11 protein-coding genes are annotated in these 17,482 nt (G+C 55.1%); 1 reads left to right on the top strand and 10 read right to left on the bottom strand.

Annotation, left to right across the window (positions count from 1 at the left end; all coding sequences use genetic code 11):
- Positions 1–145: 145 nt before the first annotated feature.
- The 4 genes from ACLGL1_RS08835 to ACLGL1_RS08820 are packed head-to-tail and all read right to left on the bottom strand — an operon-like array spanning position 146 to position 3,483.
- Complete coding sequence (locus ACLGL1_RS08835; protein ID WP_411008314.1) at positions 146–826, bottom strand: class I SAM-dependent methyltransferase; 681 nt, start codon at positions 824–826, stop codon at positions 146–148.
- A 21-nt stretch (positions 827–847) separates the two neighbouring features.
- Positions 848–2,671, bottom strand: coding sequence for a translational GTPase TypA (gene typA, locus ACLGL1_RS08830; protein WP_411008313.1), 1,824 nt, complete (start codon positions 2,669–2,671; stop codon positions 848–850).
- A 59-nt stretch (positions 2,672–2,730) separates the two neighbouring features.
- Complete coding sequence (gene rpmF / locus ACLGL1_RS08825) at positions 2,731–2,943, bottom strand: 50S ribosomal protein L32 (RefSeq protein WP_408976688.1); 213 nt, start codon at positions 2,941–2,943, stop codon at positions 2,731–2,733.
- Positions 2,944–3,483: a YceD family protein gene (locus ACLGL1_RS08820; RefSeq protein WP_411008312.1), complete on the bottom strand. Its 540-nt coding sequence runs from the start codon at positions 3,481–3,483 to the stop codon at positions 2,944–2,946. It lies immediately after the preceding gene.
- 244 nt (positions 3,484–3,727) lie between these two features.
- Here ACLGL1_RS08820 and ACLGL1_RS08815 point away from each other — a divergent pair, with 244 nt between their 5' ends.
- On the top strand, positions 3,728–4,891 hold the full coding sequence (locus ACLGL1_RS08815) for a nucleotidyltransferase family protein (RefSeq protein WP_411008311.1): 1,164 nt from the start codon (positions 3,728–3,730) through the stop codon (positions 4,889–4,891).
- Here the strand turns inward: ACLGL1_RS08815 and ACLGL1_RS08810 are convergent, their stop codons facing one another.
- The 6 genes from ACLGL1_RS08810 to ftsH all read right to left on the bottom strand — a co-directional run bounded on the left by ACLGL1_RS08810 (position 4,892) and on the right by ftsH (position 17,477).
- Positions 4,892–8,317 carry a UvrD-helicase domain-containing protein gene (locus ACLGL1_RS08810; RefSeq protein ID WP_411008310.1) on the bottom strand — a complete coding sequence of 1,142 codons (3,426 nt, stop codon included), beginning with the start codon at positions 8,315–8,317 and terminating at the stop codon, positions 4,892–4,894.
- Positions 8,314–11,676 (bottom strand): PD-(D/E)XK nuclease family protein, encoded by a 3,363-nt coding sequence (locus ACLGL1_RS08805; protein ID WP_411008309.1) that lies wholly within the window; start codon positions 11,674–11,676, stop codon positions 8,314–8,316. Before ACLGL1_RS08805 ends, ACLGL1_RS08810 begins: the two co-directional genes overlap by 4 nt.
- A 56-nt stretch (positions 11,677–11,732) precedes the next feature.
- Positions 11,733–13,127, bottom strand: a complete 1,395-nt coding sequence (gltA, locus tag ACLGL1_RS08800; RefSeq protein WP_411008308.1) for an NADPH-dependent glutamate synthase — start codon at positions 13,125–13,127, stop codon at positions 11,733–11,735.
- 2 nt (positions 13,128–13,129) lie between these two features.
- A complete protein-coding gene (locus ACLGL1_RS08795; protein WP_411008307.1) occupies positions 13,130–13,999 on the bottom strand; it encodes a sulfide/dihydroorotate dehydrogenase-like FAD/NAD-binding protein in 870 nt (289 codons plus the stop codon).
- Positions 14,000–14,150: 151 nt separating this feature from the next.
- Positions 14,151–15,371 carry a dicarboxylate/amino acid:cation symporter gene (locus ACLGL1_RS08790; protein ID WP_411008306.1) on the bottom strand — a complete coding sequence of 407 codons (1,221 nt, stop codon included), beginning with the start codon at positions 15,369–15,371 and terminating at the stop codon, positions 14,151–14,153.
- Between the two features lie 129 nt (positions 15,372–15,500).
- Entirely contained in the window at positions 15,501–17,477 is a 1,977-nt protein-coding gene (gene ftsH / locus ACLGL1_RS08785) for an ATP-dependent zinc metalloprotease FtsH (protein ID WP_411008305.1), read from the bottom strand.
- Positions 17,478–17,482 lie beyond the last annotated feature (5 nt).

Below are 17,482 nucleotides of genomic sequence, written 5' to 3'. Positions count from 1 at the left end.
ATTGGTCAAGAACGCTTTTTTCATGCCCACCGGTCCCTAGGCCCTGGGCACTTAAAAAGTCACTCAAGCAAAATATGGACCGCCTCCCCTCCTGTTGTCCAGGATGACGGGCCAGGTCAAAAGCTTGAGTGACTTTTTTCTTGTCTTAAATGGGAGGCTTTTGCCACAAGAGGCAGGCAAAGGCCCCGACTTCGGTCTGAGACAGGCGCATTTCATTTTCCAGGGTGAGGTCTTCCTGACCGGCCATCGGTGGGATGAAGACCGATTCTTTGGCAGCCAGAAGATAGTCCGGGAAGAGTTGTTTCATCTCGTCCATGGTCTTGAAGGCGGCCTGGTGGAAGACTGAGTCTTCCCTTGACATATGGGTCTTGTACTCTTCGCCCCAGGATGAGTTGCCGGTGATGGTGCCAATCATGACATAGCCGCCGGGCCGGACCACCCGGAAGCATTCTTCCAGGGCCTTTTCTGCCTCATGGACAAATTCAAAGAGGGCCATGGAGACCACGCCGTCAAAGCTGTGGTCGGCGAAGTCCATGTTGGTGATATCCATTTCATGAAAGCGGGGCGCCAAGCCGGCAAATTTCAGCTTATGCTTGGCAATCTCCAGCATTTCAGGGGACAGGTCTATGCCGGTCATTTCATGGCCGAGAAGGCTCATCTTCAAGGTAAACCGGCCAGTGCCACAGCCTGCATCCAGGAGGCTTTTGCCAAGGTCAAGGGGCAATATAGACAGGGCACATTCCGTTTCTCTGGCATCGACAAACTGCCCCAGAGGGGTTTCATACCAGGCATCATATTCCTTTGATTTCTCTGCAAAGTCAGCCATGGGTCTCATCCTTTCCAGCTCTTATTCAGCTGCATATTTGGCATACTTCTGCCGGTCTTGAAGGCGTAAAAAGCGTTTCCGTAACCGTAAATGATTGGGGGTGACTTCCAGGTATTCATCCTGGGCCAGGAAGGCGATGCATTCTTCCAGGGACATCTTCCGGGCCCCTTTCAGTTGGATGGCATCGTCTTTCCCGGAAGCCCGGGTATTGGTCAGTTTTTTGGTTTTACAGACGTTAATGGGGACGTCCTGTTTGCGGTTGGCCTCGCCAATGACCATCCCTTCATAGACATCTACCCCGGCACCGATGAAGAGTTCCCCCCGTTCTTCAGCGGCCTTGAGGCCATAGGCTGTAGAGGTCCCGGTTTCAAAGGCGACCAGGACACCGCCATCCCGGGTAGAGAAGGCTCCAGCAAAGGGCCGGTGGTCTTCATAGGTGGCGTTCATAATCCCATAGCCATGGGTCAGGGTCAAGAAGTCGGTCCGGAAGCCGACCAGCCCCCGGGTGGGAACGATGAATTCCAAGCGGGTTTCGCTACCCCGGGGCATCATTTGCTGCATGACCCCATGCCGGCGGTTCAATTCATTCATGACATCGCCGATATAGGCTTCCGGGATATCCAGGGTCACGAATTCAAAGGGCTCACAGCGAACGCCATCGATTTCCTTGTAGATAACCTGGGGCATGGAGACCTGGAATTCCAGCCCCTCCCGCCGCATTTTTTCAATAAGAATGGCCAAGTGGAGTTCGCCCCGACCGGCCACCCGGAAGGCGTCTGCCGAATCGGTGTCGTTGACCTGGAGGGCAATATCTGCCTCGCATTCCTTGAGCAGGCGTTCTCTCAGCTTCCGGCTGGTCAAGGGCTCGCCGTCTTTACCGGCAAAGGGGGAGTTATTGATTAAGAACCGCATTTCCAGGGTGGGTTCTTCAATTTCAATAAAGGGCAGGGGGTCTAACTGGTTGACATCGCAGATGGTCTCCCCGACATTGATTTCCCCTAGGCCGCCAATGGCGACAATGTCGCCGGCAGCGGCGGCTTCAATATCGACCTGCTTGAGGCCGGAAAAACCGTAAAGTTTATTAACCCGGGTCTGGCGGACTGCCCCATCCCGGCTCATAATGGCGACGGCATCCCCTACCCGGAGACTGCCCCGCTTAATGGTGCAAATCCCCATCTTGCCGACATACTCATTGTAGTCCATGAGGGTAATCTGGGCCTGAAGGCTGCCATCCCGGTCGCCCTTGGGGGCGGGAATGGTTTGGACGATTTGGTCCAGCAGGTCTTTGAGGTCAGTTTTACTGGAAAGGTCCGAGTCATTGCCGCAAATCCCCTTGACCCCAATGGCATAGAGAACCGGGAAGTCCAGCTGTTCTTCATTGGCATCCAGGTCAATGAAAAGGTCATAGACTTCATCCAGGACTTCGGCCGGCCGGACAAAGGCCTTGTCCATTTTATTGATGATGACAATAGGCACCAGGTTGGCTGCCAGAGCTTTCTTGAGGACAAACCGGGTTTGAGGCATGCAGCCTTCAAAGGCATCGACAACCAGGATGACGCCGTCGACCATGGTCATAATCCGTTCAACTTCACCGCCAAAGTCGGCGTGGCCCGGGGTATCGACGATGTTCATGCGAAAATCTTTATATTCTATGGAGGTGTTTTTGGCTAAAATCGTAATGCCTTTTTCGCGCTCAAGGTCATTCTTATCCATCACGCGTTCAGCCACATTTTCATTTTCTCGGAAGGTCCCACTTTGCTTGAGCAATTGGTCAACGAGGGTGGTTTTCCCGTGGTCAACGTGTGCAATGATGGCTATATTTCTGATTTTACTTTCTTCTCGCATATGGCCTCCTAGCCTGAAAGAAAAACACCCGAGCAGGCAGTCCTGTTCGGGTGAGTGGATTATTCTTCATCCTGTGCAGCTGTCGTTGCCGGAACTTTTTCGGCACCGACTACACGGCCATCATACTGACCGCAAGACGGACAAACATGGTGGGGTAATTTCGGTTCGTGGCAGTTCGGACAAGTCATAGCAGATACAGCATTCATTTTAGACCAAGCGCTGCGCTTGATATTTCTTCTCGCTTTGGAACGTTTACTTTTTTGGACACCCATTTATTCCACCTCCCCGTCTCGCAGTTGAGCAAGTTTTGCCCACCGCGGATCAATTTCAATGGTTTCACATTGACAAGAAGCCAGATTAAGATTTTGCCCACACTTAGGACACAAGCCCTTGCAGTCTTCCTGGCACACAATGGTTACCGGCAGCGCTTGCAAGATGGCGTCTACGATAAGGGGCTCAAAATCATAGTCTGTTTTGTCATAAATCCAATAGCGTTCTTCCAAGTCACCGATATCTTCACCCGGTTTTTTGACATTGGGAACATCTAGGGTATACACCAGCTTCTCATCAATATCTAGGTCTACATCAAAGGTAACCGGTTTCAGACAGCGGTCACAGGGGACCTGGATCTGGCCGGTGACCCGCCCGAGCATTTGCATGTCAAACTGGCTCACGCGGAAGATACCCTCTGCCTTAATAGGCTCAGATATCTGAAATGATGTAGGCATCAAAGGCAAATCGCCCGTTTCGAATGAAAAGGGCACATCGGATTTTACTTGTGGTCGAATCGATGCCAAATTCAGCGACAGCATAGCGCCACCTCCTACAATCATGACAGCGTTCAACTTGTACTATTATAGACATCTCATAGGCACTTGTCAAACGTTTTTTGTGTCTCTTTCGCCATTTAACCGCTTTTTTCAAGCTGATCAAGGCTGCCTCAAGGAAATCAGGCCGACCGGGCCTTTTCTCCCGGGCCGGCCCGGGATTCTAAGTCGCACATCCCTGAATAATTAGCTATAATGGACCTAAATCAAGGCTTATTGGGAGGCAAGTATGCAAGTTTGTGGTATCATCGCTGAATTTAATCCTTTTCATCGCGGCCATGCCCGCCTGGTCGAGACCATCCATGACCTTTTGCCCGAGACGGTCATTATCAGCGTCATGAGTGGGCCCTTCTGCCAACGGGGCGATGCGGCCATTTTAGACAAGTGGGCCCGGGCCGAGGCGGCCAGGGATGCCGGCGTGAATGCGGTCTTTGAGCTCCACACCGCCTGGGCAACGGCCTCGCTCCAGACCTTTGCCTATGGGGCCATCGAAACCCTCAAGGCCACCGGCCTGGTCAGTCACCTGGCCTTTGGCAGCGAATGCGGCCAGGTCGAGGAGTTAGCGGCCCTGGCCGGCGAACTTCGCCAGCCCTCTGACCAATTCACCCGCTTATTAAAGGGGGCCCTGGCAGACGGGGCCCCCTTCGCCCTGGCCCAGCAAGGGGCCTTGGAAGCAATTACCGGCGTGTCCCCCTTGAAGGACCGGCCTAATGACCGGCTGGCCCTCTCCTACTTGCGCTATGCCCCTAGCCATTGGCAGGCCCTAGCGGTCCAGCGGGATACCCAACATGACGGTCAGGCCTCCGGCCGGGCCATCCGGGCCGCCTTGAAGCAGGGACAGCCGGTCGATGACTTATTGACCCCCGCCGCCCTGGCCCAAGTGGAAAAAGCAGGCCAGCAAGGCTGGACCTGGCCTGACCTTGGCGATTTTTACGGGGCCCTCCAGTTGCGGCTTACCAATATGTCCGCTGAGGAAGTGGTTGACCTCCTGGCCTGTACAGAGGGCACCGCCATCCGCTTAAAAAGGGCCGCCATTTCTGCCGATAGCTTCGAGGCCTGGCTGGACACCGCCTTGGACCGGCACTTATTTGAAAGCACCCTCCGACGGGCTGCCTTACAAGTCCTTTCCCCGGTCAGCCCGATGACAGCGGTCCCTTATTTAAGGCTCCTCGCCGCCGATGACCAGGGCCGCCAGCTGCTCAAGGCCATGAAGGGCCGGGCTAGGGTCCCGGTCATTGGCAACTGTGGCCGGGATGTCAAAAAATTACCTCCCCAGGCCCAAGCAGCCTTTGCCGATGACCTCCGCCGCCAGGAAACGAGCCGCCTCCTGCAGAAGGCGGCCACCTACCGGCAGGCCCAACGGGACTTCCATACGCCGCCGGTCATGACCTAGTCAGTCCAGGACGGACTCAACCCCATGGCGGAGCCAATAGAGGCTTTTGCTGACTACCGGAACCCCCCGGGCCTCCCAAAGGGCCCGGGCATAAAGGTCCAGCTGTAACTGGTACCTTTCAGGCTGGATGGTCCGGTCACTTTTAAAGTCAATCAGGTGATAGCCGACCTCATCCCGGTAAAAAAGGTCAATTTGCCCGTCAATCAGGTGGTCCTGGTAAAACATGGTAAAGGAGACCTCTTGCTCGACTGTATCGGCATAGCAACGGAGACGGTCGGCTGTATCACTGGTATAGAAGCGGACCAGGAGGTCTGGGTCAAGAGCCCCTGCCTCCTCCTTGCTCATGAGCTGCCTAGCCACCAGGCCCTCTAGGGCTATCTGGAGGGTGGCTGGCGTATAGACCCTATTGGGCAGCAACTGGACGGCCCGGTGGAGCAGCGTTCCCTGCTCCTGGGCCGTAAAATGATAGGCTTCATCTAAGAAGTGTGGCCGCCGCCAGTCGGTCGTCGGCCCCGCCGGCCCAAAATAGGACGGCCAGGCCTTGGCCACCCCATCCGTTAGTCGATTTTCTTCTGCCAATTGACTAACGGTTTTTTTATAGGGTTCCTGGCTATCCCGCAGGTAGGGGTAGGGTTGGCTCAGGGTCCGCTCCAAGTCTTCCAGAAAGACTTCATTCACCGGTAGGTCAGCCAAGGCGATGGGACTTTTACCCCCCTCATCCTCTTCTTTCAGGGTCAAGTGCCGGATGACCAGGTCTTCCCCCTCTAATTGGCCGGCCCGGGCCAGAAGGTGGAGCCAGTCCCCAAAGGACCGAGCGGTCCACAACTTGAAGGTCAGGGCTCCACTGGGTAAAGGGCCCTCCTCCTTCTTGGGTTCCCGGCCAAGCAGAATCAGGCGGTTAATGGCCCGGGTAGCGGCGACGTATAGGAGTCGGACCTCTTCACTGACACTCTCCTGCCGGATCAGCTGACCGATGACTTTTTTCTCAAAAGAAGGCCGGACGGTATAGGCCTCCAGGTTGACCACATTCAGGGCACAGCCCAGCCGCTGGTGGACCAGGAGGGGGTCAGTGGTATCCCGGAGGTTGAAGGTGTGGTAGAGGTCTGCTAAAAAGACCGTATCAAAGCCTAGACCCTTGCTCTTATGGATACTCATCAGGCGGACGCAGTCATCCTGCTCTGTTAACGTGACGGCCGGCTGAAGGCTATCGCCGGGCGCTTTTTTTATGTCTTCTATATGCCGCAGGAAACCGTCTAAGCCGCTGTGGGAAAAACGGACGTACTCGGCCATAAGGTCAATGAGGGCAGCTACGTTGGCATACCGGTCTTCCCCCTGGTTCATGGCCTTCAGGAAGTCCCCATAGCCGGAGCTCTGCAAGAGTTCCAGGGCAAAGTGGTCAATGGTCACCATCTTGAGCCGGAGCCGGTAGCGGTCAAGCCGGTCATAAAAGTGGCGCAAGCGCTCGGCGATAGGCCCTTCCCCGGTCGCCGCTAGGGCCCTGGCCGCTGCTGAAAACCGTCCCTTGGGCTCAGCCAGGCGAATCCGGGCCAGGTCTTCATCGGTCAGGCCGGCAAAGGGCGAAGTCAGGACCGATAGAAGGGGGCCATCGTAGCTGTCGTTATTGATGACTTCCAGCATGTTAAGGAAGAGCCGGACCTCCATATTCTCGAAGCCAACCAGGCTGTTATCCGAATAATAGGGGACTTCTGCATCAATAAAGGCCCGTTCATAATCGGCCAGATGGGTCCGGGGCGTCCGCATGAGGATGGCCATATCCCGGTAGCGCTTGCCTTCCTCCCGGACCAGGGCCTTGATCTTGTCTGCCATCCACCGGCCCTCTTTATAATACTTGCTTTCCCCATCATAGGCCTCGTCCAGGTTGAGGTAAACCAATTCGACCGGCTTATCCTCAGGCTGACCGGCCTGGCCGGGAACCAGGGCCTGGCCAGGAGCGGAATAATCCACCTCGCCCAGGCGCTTGGTCATGAGGGGCATAAAAATCCTGTTACAGGCCCGTAAAATCCGCGGCTGAGACCGGAAGTTCTCAGACAGGTGGATCAGGGTTTCCCGGCCTTGAGACTGGTCATAGGCTTCATACCGGCGTAAAAAGAGGCCCGGATCTGACTGGCGAAAGCGGTAGATGGCCTGCTTGACATCCCCTACAAAGAAGAGACGGCCCGGCTGGGCCAGGCGCATAATGATTGCCTCCTGGATACGATTGGCATCCTGGTATTCATCAAAGAAAATGTAGCTGGCCTCCTGGCGGATAGCCGCCAGGCTTGTTTCATCCTCAAGTAAGCTTAGAAAGTGGCTCTCTAAATCGTTAAAGTCCAGGCTGCTTTTATCCGTCTTTAGCTGATTATACTGGTCTAAGACCGACTTGGTCAGCTGGCCCAGAGCTTGGAGCCGGGGTAGGGTCGCCTGCCGGTCGGCCAAAACCTGGGGCATGCCGCCCGGGGGCAGGAGGTCCAAGAGGCTTTTCAGGGGGGTCTTGATCCCGCTATCCCGCAGGTCCTTAAAGGCCTCCTGGAGGTCCCGGACGCCCTCATCGGTATCCTTTTTAAGGCGGACCGACTTGAGCCGGCCGACCTTAAGGGGGGCCAGGTGCTCAAGGGCTTCTCCAAGGGGCTTCATAGCCGCCTGGTCAACGGCTTCAACCAAGACCTGGTCATCAGCCAGGGTTTCCAGGTAGGGGGCCAATGGCTCAGCCATCGGGTCCTGCAGGAGCCGGGCCATAGCCTCCAGGGCCTCAGTCATTTGCTGGGCGGTCATGTGAACGAGGGCCAGGAAGGCCTGACTCAGGGCATCCGGCAGATCATCTGTCGGTCCCTGGCCGCAGGCCGCCAGCCATTCGCTGGGTTGGGGCCGCGTCCTGGCTTCGTGTAAGAGTTTTTCCACCATCCGGCGGAGGGGCTGGTCATCATTGGCCCCGCCATAGGCCCAGACCAGGTCGGCAAAAGCCGCTTCACCGTCTTCATAGGCCTGGTCAAAGACCGTGGTCAGGGCATCATTTAAGAGCTTACTGGCCGGGGCGCTTTGGAGAATGCGGAAGTTCGGCTCAAGGCCGGCCGCTTTAAAGTGGCTGCGGAGCATCTTGGCGCAAAAGGCGTGCAGGGTGCTCACATTAGCCTGGGGCAGGTAAGTCAATTGCTGGTGCAGGAAACTGACCTGGTCTCGGTCGGCAGAGGTCTTGGCCCTTTTGAGGGCCTCCTCCAGGCCAAGGGCCAACCGGTCCTTTAATTCACCGGCGGCTGCCCGGGTGAAGGTCACCACCAACATTTTTTCCAGGGGAACCTGTTCCTCAGCAATCATCTGAACAATCCGGTCTATCAGGACGCGGGTCTTGCCGCTTCCGGCGGCTGCTGAAACCAGGATATCCTGCCCCCGTAGGGTCACTGCTTGTTCTTGTGCCGGTGTCCTTTTCATGCCTCTCCTCCTTCCAGGCCTAAATCATCAGCTGAGGCCGTTCGTTCCGCCATGCCTGCTTCAAAACGACAAATAGGCCGGTAGTCGCAATACTGGCAGGGGCTGACTTGGCCAATCAATAGGGGGGCATTGTCAATCAGGCCGGCCAGGGCATACTGGGCGGCACAATTGGCCATTTGTTCAGCATAAGTCATCAGCTGGTCCATTTCTTGGACAGATAAGACATTGGTCTTTTTCTCAATGGCCTTGGCCCGTCCCTTGAGCCGGAGGATACTCCCCCCTCCTTCCGTAATGCCCGGGTCCATTTTTTCTAAAATAGCCGGGTCATCAATGACAATCCCGTCCAAGAGTAGGGCGTCAATAACCGCTGCTGCAATGGCCTCCGGGTCATCACTCGTATCCAGGACCAATAAGTCCCGCAGGCGCAGGTAAAAGACCCCGCCTACCTGGTCCCATAGGCCCGAGGCCAGGGCCGCCCGCAAGTAGAGCAGGAGCTGGAGCTGGAGGCCACCGGCAACGGCATTCAGGTCAAAGGTCTTGCTGCCGGTTTTATAGTCCACAATCCGGACCGCATCTTCAGCGGCATCAATCCGGTCAATAATCCCTTCCAGGCGGATGGTTTCCACCCCGGTATCCAGGATGAGCGCCGGCAGTTTTTCCTGACGGCCAAACCGGACTTCCTGGCCGGCGGGTTTAAAGTCACTGACTTCAAGCTGGCGGAAAATCTGCAGGGCAATCCGCTCGGTATGCCGCCGCAGCCGCTGGCCGAAGATATGGTTCCGCCCGGACTGAGCCCTTTTTTGACCAATGATTTGGCCGGTTTCTTCCTCTAGGGCTTGCCGAATCAGGGGCAGGACCTCGGCCTCTTCCAGGTAGCCGCCCTGGGCCTGCTGGTCGCTATAGGCCTCTGTTAACCGTTTCAGGGCCGCATGGATCAAAGAGCCGATTTCATTGTATTTCATATCCGCCACTTCCTCTTCATGAGGGCGGATGCCATAGCGAATAAAATGCTGGTAGGGGCAGGCGCACATGGATTCCAACTCAGATACGCTGGCCCGGCCCTTGGCCAGGGCGGGGTAAAGGATTTCACTGACCTGGTCGGTCAGGGGCAGGCGCCGGTTGGTATAGCGAAAGCCTGCCTGCAAAAAGGACCGACGCAGGGGGTCATCTTTCATGAAAAAGCGGTAGTAGGTCCCCAGTTCCTCGGCTGCCCCTCCCGCCAGCCCTTGACCGGCTTGAACCCGCCGCAAGCCGGCCAGGGTATCCCGCAAGGCCAGGGGTTTGCTATACCGGCGTAAGCGCTGGCTTAATTGGTAGGCACTGGTCACCTTGACTTGGGGGGCCAGGGCTTCGACCTGACGGATCAGGCGGGACCGGTTCATGGTCTGCCCGCCGTGGTCTGACCCTGGCCAGGAAAGGACCAGCCGCTCGGTAGGCCGGGTAAAGGCCTGGAAGAGGGCGGCCGCTTCATCGCCTGTAGCCTCGGCCTGGCTCTGGCCCAAGTGGATGCCTAGGTCCTTGAGCCGGTCCTGTTCATCCTGGGCAAAGACCCCGGCCTCGCCCTGGGAAGAGGGATACCAGGCATCGGATAGGCCCAAGATGAGCTGGATGGGGGTCCGGCTGGTCCGGGTCCGCGATAGGGCACCGACTAAGACCTGGTCCTGGGCCGGGGGAATGATGCCGATAGAAATATTTTCCAGCCCCTCCCGCAGGAGCCGGGCATACTCTTTAAAGGGCATGGTCAACTGTCCCAGAGCGGTGACCAGTTGTTCTAAGAATTCAATAATCGCATTAAAAATCTGCTCATTTTCCTGAACCAGGGCCGGGTTGGGCCAGTCAGTCAGAGCCTCCTGGAGGGCCGTCAGCTGCCGAGTCCACTGGGGCTGACTGATAAAGTGGTAAAAGGCCCTTGAAAAGTGAAGGACGGTTTCTTCTTTCTGGCAGGAGAGGTAAAAGTCTTCCAGCTCGGCCTTGAGGATCCGGGCCCCCTCCTTGGCTGCCCGGGCATCCTCCTGGGCCATGGCCAGACGGTCAGCGGAATGAAAGCGGTCTTCATCTACAGCGTAACTTTCCTCTTTAAAGAACATCTGCCCCCGCAACTTCCGCGCCCGGGCATGGCGGTCCAGCCCCTCTAGAAGCCGGTCATCAATGGCAGAGAGTCCGCCCTTGAGATAGGCAAAGACATCCTCCTGGCGGAAGTCGTAGTCGACCAGGTCAAGGGCTGCAAAGATGCCCTGAAGGAGGGGGTTATCGGTAATATAGCGTTTTTCATCAATAAAGACGGGAATATCATGGTCAGCAAAAATCCGCCGGACCAGGGGAAAATACTCATCCGGTGCGGTGACCGATACGGTAATATCCCGCCACCGGCACCCATCCTCTACAACCTTTTTGCGCAGGAGGGCCGCCAGGGTTTCCACTTCGATATCGGTGGTCGGCGCCTGCACAAGCCCTAGATGGGTCATCTTCGCCACTGCCTCTGCCGGCGTGGTGCTAAAGGCCGCCTTAGCCAGGCCGGCCAAGTCCGGGAGGACGGCCCGGTTAGACCGAACTTCTTTTATTTTGAGCGCAGGTCCGGCTATTTTTTTCAGGGCCGCGGCAAAGGCCCAGTTACTCGCATAGGCTTCGTGGTTGACCACTTCATCCGGCGCTCGGTCCTGTTCACAGGTCCCGTAAGGTAGGGTCACCACCACATGGATGGGCACCCCCATTTGCTTGAGGGTATCCAGAATAGCCAGTTCCAGGGCCGACATCCGCTGGAAGGCATCAAAATAGAGCTGGATATTTTTTAGGTAGGCAGCCTGGGGGAGGATTTCTACCAGGGTCTGCAAGCGGGCCTCCCCATCCAGGTAGCTGTCCCCTAAAAGCTGTTCATACCGGTCTTGCAGCAGGGCCATATCATGGCATTTATTCCTCAAGGCCGCCGGCAGGTCCTCCCGATTGCCTAAGGCCTGCAAGCCCTGGGTGCTAATGCCTGCCGCGTGCAAGTTGGCAACCGTGGTCGCAATGGCCCGAAGGACACCTGTCTGCCGGTGAGCATTCTTATACAGGCGGAGCTGGTCATTCTCCTCTAAAACCGCCTGGTAAAAGACCAATTCCCTGGCACTGCTCCCGATATATTGCCGACCGGCCCCTTCGATTCGACCTAGGACCTCACGGGCTAGGGAGGCAAAACTTTTTACCTTGATGTCCATGACAGCCTTAACCTCCAGGGCTTCCAGGAGGTGGATATCGCTCTGGAGGGTGAATTGCTCCGGGACCAGTAAATAAGCCGACTCCCCTCTACAATGGTGGCCCTTGAGGGCTTCTAAAACAGCCTCATGAGCGATTTGCTCATGAGGGGCAACCAACAGTTCCATGAAAAACCTCCTATGTAAAAAAGCGGACGCCCTGAGAGCGTCCGCCTATCTCCGGCTTACTCAGCCTTGTTTTTCAGGTATTGATCAATGGCATATGCCGCTTCTTTCCCGGCACCCATGGCCTTGATAACCGTGGCTGCACCGGTAACGACATCGCCGCCAGCGTAAACATCCTCAATAGACGTTTGGGCTGTCTCATCGGTGATGATGAGCCCCCGGTCGGTAATGTCTAAATGGGGCGTATTATCTGTCAGAATAGGGTTGGGCCCTTGGCCGATGGCTACAACTACAGTATCAATCGGCATATCTTCAACGGCCCCATCAATGGGCACCGGCCGACGACGGCCACTGGCATCCGGTTCCCCTAATTCAAATTTTTGTAACTTCATCCCCGTCACCACATCATCTTCATTGCCCATATAGGCAATCGGAGAGGATAAGAGGACCAGCTCAACGCCTTCTTCGATGGCGTGTTCTAATTCTTCTTTTCTAGCCGGCAGTTCATCCTTGCTCCGCCGGTAAACGATATAGCTCTTTTCTGCGCCAAGCCGGAGGGCGGTCCGGGCTGCGTCCATGGCCACGTTGCCCCCGCCGATGACGGCTACCCTTTTACCAATTTTAATGGGCGTCGCATGATTGGGATAGTCATAGGCCTTCATGAGGTTGGACCGGGTTAAAAATTCATTGGCGGCAAAGATACCGTTCAGGTTTTCGCCGGGCAGGTGCATGAAGTGGGGCAGGCCGGCACCTGTTCCGATAAAGAAGGCCTCAAAGCCCAATTCCTCCCGGAGCTCGGTAATATCGTAGAGCTTACCGATGATGCTGTTGACCTTAAATTCAACGCCCAGGGAGCGGATATAGTCCACTTCCCGCTGGACAACGGCCTTGGGCAGACGGAATTCAGGAATGCCGTACATTAAAACGCCACCGGGTATATGCAGGGCTTCAAAAACCGTTACCTCATAGCCCATTTTTGCCAAGTCCCCGGCACAGGCCAGGCCTGCAGGCCCTGCGCCAATGATGGCCACTTTATGGCCATTGGTTTCAATCTCAGGGACCTGGGGCTCCATATTTTCCGCTTCCCAGTCGGCCACGAAGCGTTCCAGCCGCCCGATGGCCACCGGTTCGCCCTTGATCCCCAGGATGCACTCTCCTTCGCACTGGTTTTCTTGGGGGCAGACCCGGCCACAGACAGCCGGCAGGCTGGTTTTTTCCTTTAACCGTTCAACGGCCAGGGGCAGGTCATCATTGGCAACCGCCTCAATAAAGGCCGGAATGGTCACAGATACAGGACAGCCGGTCACACAGCGGGGTTTTTTGCAATTCAAACACCGCTGGGCTTCAGCGACGGCAGTATCATGATCATAGCCCAGGGCGACTTCATTAAAATTCCGAATGCGTTCACCCGGATCCTGGGTGGGCATCTCATGTCTAGCTACTTTGGAAGCCATGGTTAAACCCCCTTTGCTGGTCGGTCATCATGTTCAAGACCAAGATTGCATTGGTGATCATGGTAGAATTGGCGGCCTTCTGCCTCTAAGTTTTTCAGGTAGGCAGACCGTTTCATGGCCAGGTCAAAATCGACCTGGTGGCCATCAAATTCCGGCCCATCAACACAGGCGAATTTCGTGTCATCGCCGACCTGAATCCGGCAGCCGCCGCACATCCCGGTCCCGTCAATCATAACCGGGTTCATGCTGACAAAGGTTTTAACCCCGAAGGGTTTGGTCACCCGGGCACAGTTTTTCATCATAATCATGGGACCAACCGCCCAGACCGCAGCCACATCACCCTTGCTACAAACCTCCTCTAAGATATCCGTAACAAAGCCCTTGTGGCCAACTGATCCGTCATCCGTGGCAATGTGTAATTCATCAGAAACGGAATCCATTTTATCTTCCCAGAAGAGCAAGTCCTTATTCTTGGCCCCGATAATGGAAATCACATGATTACCTGCTGCCTGCAGTGACTTAGCGATGGGATAAATAGGCGCGATTCCTACCCCGCCACCAACAATCACGACAGTACCATACTTTTCAATTTCGCTGGCACGACCGAGTGGCCCAACGACATCAGCCAATTGGTCGCCGGTGCGCAGCTGGGCCAATTCATCCGTAGACCGCCCAACCGCTTGGAATACAATGGTGATAGTACCTTTTTCCGCATCTGAATCGGCAATGGTTAAGGGCACGCGTTCGCCTTCCTCGTTAATCCGAATAATCAGAAATTGACCGGCTTGTGCTTTCTTAGCCAGCTGCGGTGCCTCAACACTCATTTCGTGTGTTAAGCCCCCTAAATGCTTGTAGTCAACAATGGTATACATTGTCTTCCCTCCTCTTCTTCCCCGTGTTGCGCTTTAATAGGTATGATAGGCCTATTATTAGAATTGTACTTATATTTAGCGAATGTGTCAACTTAATAGCCTTCTTCAGCAAAAAATGACCTGTCTTCTGCAAAAAAGACAGGTCATATCTTTACAGTTCACTGCTAAGGGCGTCCTCCTGGTGGGGCGGGTTACCATTGCGACCAGGGACTTTTTTAAAGATCCCGGTGACCATGAGGCTGATAGCCCCATCGCCGGTTACGTTACAAGCGGTCCCGAAGCTATCCTGGAGGGCGAAAATAGACAGGAGCAGGGCCGTGCCGTTATCGTCAAAGCCCAGGACAGAAATGACCAGGCCCAGGGAGGCTACAACGGTTCCCCCCGGTACTCCGGGCGCAGCGATGGCAAATATCCCGAGCAGAAAAATAAAGATCAACATGGTTGAAACCGCCGGCAGCTCCCCATAGAGAATTTGTGAAACGGTCATGACAAAGAAGACCTCCGTCAGCACCGAGCCACAAAGGTGGGTATTGGCGCAAAGGGGAATGGCAAAGTCACGGATTTCCGGGTCTAGCGTCTTGGCCTGCCGGGCACAGCGAAGGGCCACGGGCAGGGTGGCCGCTGAACTCATGGTGCCGACAGCGGTCATGTAAGCCGGCGGATAGTGCTTAAAGACTTCCTTAGGATTGGTCTTTGATAGAAAGCCCCCAATCCCATATAGGAGGGTTAACCAAATAAAATGACCAATAATAACGATGAAGATGACCTTGATAAAGACCGGCAGTTCGTAGATGATGGCCCCTTCATAGGCCAGGCCGGCGAAGGTGGCGGCAATGTAGAAGGGCAAAATGTTAATGACCACTTTTTCCACAATAGCGAGGACAATTTTATGGAATTCCCCCAGCAGGTTTTCCCAGGTTTTGGAATCGGTCCATAAGACCGCCAGGCCGATGAGGACCGCTGTAATGAGGGCCGTCATGACCGGCATAATAGGGTCAATGGTCAACTGGAATAAGGACTCGGGAATTTCCCGGCCGGCCCCCGTATGATCTCTAATGTTCAAGTAGGGGATAATCACTGTACCGGCGACAAAGCTCATCAGGGCCGCCCCTACCGAAGAGGTATAGCAAATGACCAGGGTAACGGTTAAAATCCGGCCCGCACTCTGTTTTAAGGAAACAATGGCCGGGGTGATAAAGCCTAAGATGATTAGGGGGACAATGTAACCGATTAAGTCCCCGATAATCGTTTTAAAAGTGGCAATGACGACAATCACTGTCTCATTGGCTACCGAGCCCAGGGCTATACCGATAGCGATACCTACAATGAGTTTAAATAGCAGGCTATTGACGATCGTCTTTTTTTCTGCCATGTCAACACCTTCCTCTCACTTATATTAAGATGTTTCCACTATAACGCAATTTTTTACAAAAATAAAGCCCCAGCAGAGATGGGGCAAAAGAAAAAGCTGTCACCCTAGGGTGACAGCTTAAAAAATCACTTATGCGTCATCGTTGGTATCATTGTCGGCAGCCTGACGGTCTTCCCGTTTTTCTTCACTGGTCCGATTATCAACAATGCCTTTCCGCTGCAGTTCTTTTTTGCGTTCCAGCTCTTCTCGCCGCGCTTCCTGCTCGACTTCCAGCTCTTCTAAAGACCGCCCTTCCAGGAGGCCCTTAAATTCATAGGCATTGAGGTTTTCTTTTTCTTTAAGGGCCTGGGCGATAATATCCAAATCTGCCCGGTGGGTATTCAAGATTTCATGAGCCTTGGCATGGCAGTCATCCATGAGCCGCTTGACTTCCTTGTCAATCGAATAGGCAATGGCTTCACTGTAGTTACGGGAGTGGCCCAAGTCTCTGCCTAAGAAGACCTGTTCCTGGTCTTCGCCAAAGGCAATGGTACCCAGTTCATCACTCATCCCCCAACGGGTGACCATTTGCCGGATGGTCTTGCTGGCCCGTTCAATGTCATTGGAAGCCCCGGTTGAAATTTCACCGAGGACGATTTCTTCCGCTACCCGGCCGCCGAGCATCATGGTGACCTCGCTCAAGAGGTGAGTCCGGGTCATGTAGTTCCGGTCCTCTTCAGGTAGGGACATGGTGTAGCCCCCGGCATTGCCCCGGGCGACAATAGACACCTTGTGGATGGGGTCACACTCCGGTAGGAAGTGACCGATGATGGCGTGGCCGGCTTCGTGGTAAGCCACCAGGCGCTGTTCTTTTTCGCTGATCTTGGCCGGGTTTTTCTTTTCCGGCCCGGCAATAACCCGCTCAATGGATTGTTCAAATTGGGCATGGCCGATGGTCTTTAAGTTTTCCCGGGCAGACAGGAGGGCCGCCTCGTTGACCAGGTTGGCCAGGTCGGCGCCGGTAAAACCTACCGTCTGCTTGGCGATGACCTTGAGGTCAACATCTGCAGCCAGGGGTTTGTTCCGGACATGGACCTTGAGGATTTCTTCCCGTCCCCGGACATCAGGCCGGCCAACGGTGACCTGGCGGTCAAACCGGCCGGGCCGTAAGAGGGCCGGGTCCAAAATATCTGGCCGGTTGGTGGCAGCCAGGATGATAATGCCTTCATTGTCATCAAAGCCGTCCATTTCAACCAGCAGCTGGTTCAAGGTTTGTTCCCGTTCGTCATGGCCGCCCCCGACACCGGCACCTCTCTGCCGGCCAACGGCATCAATTTCGTCAATGAAGATGATGCAGGGGCTATTTTTTTTGGCCTGTTCAAAAAGGTCCCGGACCCGAGAGGCCCCGACCCCGACAAACATTTCAACGAAGTCTGACCCTGAAATGCTGAAGAAAGGCACGCCGGCCTCCCCGGCCACAGCCCGGGCCAGTAAGGTTTTACCGGTCCCCGGTGGCCCGAAGAGCAGGACCCCCTTGGGAATTTTCGCCCCGATTTGGGCATACTTTCTGGGGTCTTTCAGGAAGCCAACCACTTCACTTAATTCTTCTTTCACTTCATCGGCACCGGCGACATCCTTGAAGGTGACTTTTTTCTTATCGTCCACTTGCATCTTCGCCTTGCTTTTACCAAACTGGCTCATCTTGGCCCCGCCGCCTTGGCTTTGGTTCATAAAGAAGAAAAAGAGCCCCACAAGCAGCAGAATCGGTAAAAGGGTACCTAATAAGTTTAATAGGGGTGACGGCTGCGGGGTTGCCTTTTGCTCAATCTTTACCCCATTGTCCAGCATGACATCTTCCAGTTGGGAGGCGTCTTTGGGAATGTTCATTCTAAAGGACTTGCCGTCTTTGGTCTTCCCTTCGACTTCCTGGTAGTTGTCATAGCTGGTGATGGCAATCGATTGTAGATCACCTTTTTCCGCACCCTTAATCAGTTCGGAATAGTTTTGGCTATAGATGACCTGTTCCGTTTGCTGGGTCTGCCCGCTGGTAAAGTATTCAAGCAGGGACAAAAACAGCAGGAAGATCACTAGGTAGATCACAAAACTCTTCCATGCTTTTTTATTCATGCACG

This window comes from Peptococcus simiae (assembly GCF_046569735.1).
GTDB lineage: Bacteria > Bacillota > Peptococcia > Peptococcales > Peptococcaceae > Peptococcus > Peptococcus simiae_A.
The sequence above is the reverse complement of the archived record's forward strand: the minus strand, read 5'-3'. Positions and strand labels throughout refer to the sequence as shown.

What these genes read in the sequence shown, in the direction of transcription:
- rpmF (WP_408976688.1), bottom strand. Translation starts at nt 2,943, where the DNA reads ATGGGTGTCCAAAAAAGTAAACGTTCCAAAGCGAGAAGAAATATCAAG.
- ACLGL1_RS08795 (WP_411008307.1), bottom strand. Translation starts at nt 13,999, where the DNA reads ATGTATACCATTGTTGACTACAAGCATTTAGGGGGCTTAACACACGAA.
- ACLGL1_RS08820 (WP_411008312.1), bottom strand. Translation starts at nt 3,483, where the DNA reads ATGCTGTCGCTGAATTTGGCATCGATTCGACCACAAGTAAAATCCGAT.
- gltA (WP_411008308.1), bottom strand. Translation starts at nt 13,127, where the DNA reads ATGGCTTCCAAAGTAGCTAGACATGAGATGCCCACCCAGGATCCGGGT.
- ACLGL1_RS08835 (WP_411008314.1), bottom strand. Translation starts at nt 826, where the DNA reads ATGGCTGACTTTGCAGAGAAATCAAAGGAATATGATGCCTGGTATGAA.
- typA (WP_411008313.1), bottom strand. Translation starts at nt 2,671, where the DNA reads ATGCGAGAAGAAAGTAAAATCAGAAATATAGCCATCATTGCACACGTT.
- ACLGL1_RS08790 (WP_411008306.1), bottom strand. Translation starts at nt 15,371, where the DNA reads ATGGCAGAAAAAAAGACGATCGTCAATAGCCTGCTATTTAAACTCATT.
- ACLGL1_RS08810 (WP_411008310.1), bottom strand. Translation starts at nt 8,317, where the DNA reads ATGAAAAGGACACCGGCACAAGAACAAGCAGTGACCCTACGGGGGCAG.
- ACLGL1_RS08805 (WP_411008309.1), bottom strand. Translation starts at nt 11,676, where the DNA reads ATGGAACTGTTGGTTGCCCCTCATGAGCAAATCGCTCATGAGGCTGTT.
- ACLGL1_RS08815 (WP_411008311.1), top strand. Translation starts at nt 3,728, where the DNA reads ATGCAAGTTTGTGGTATCATCGCTGAATTTAATCCTTTTCATCGCGGC.
- ftsH (WP_411008305.1), bottom strand. Translation starts at nt 17,477, where the DNA reads ATGAATAAAAAAGCATGGAAGAGTTTTGTGATCTACCTAGTGATCTTC.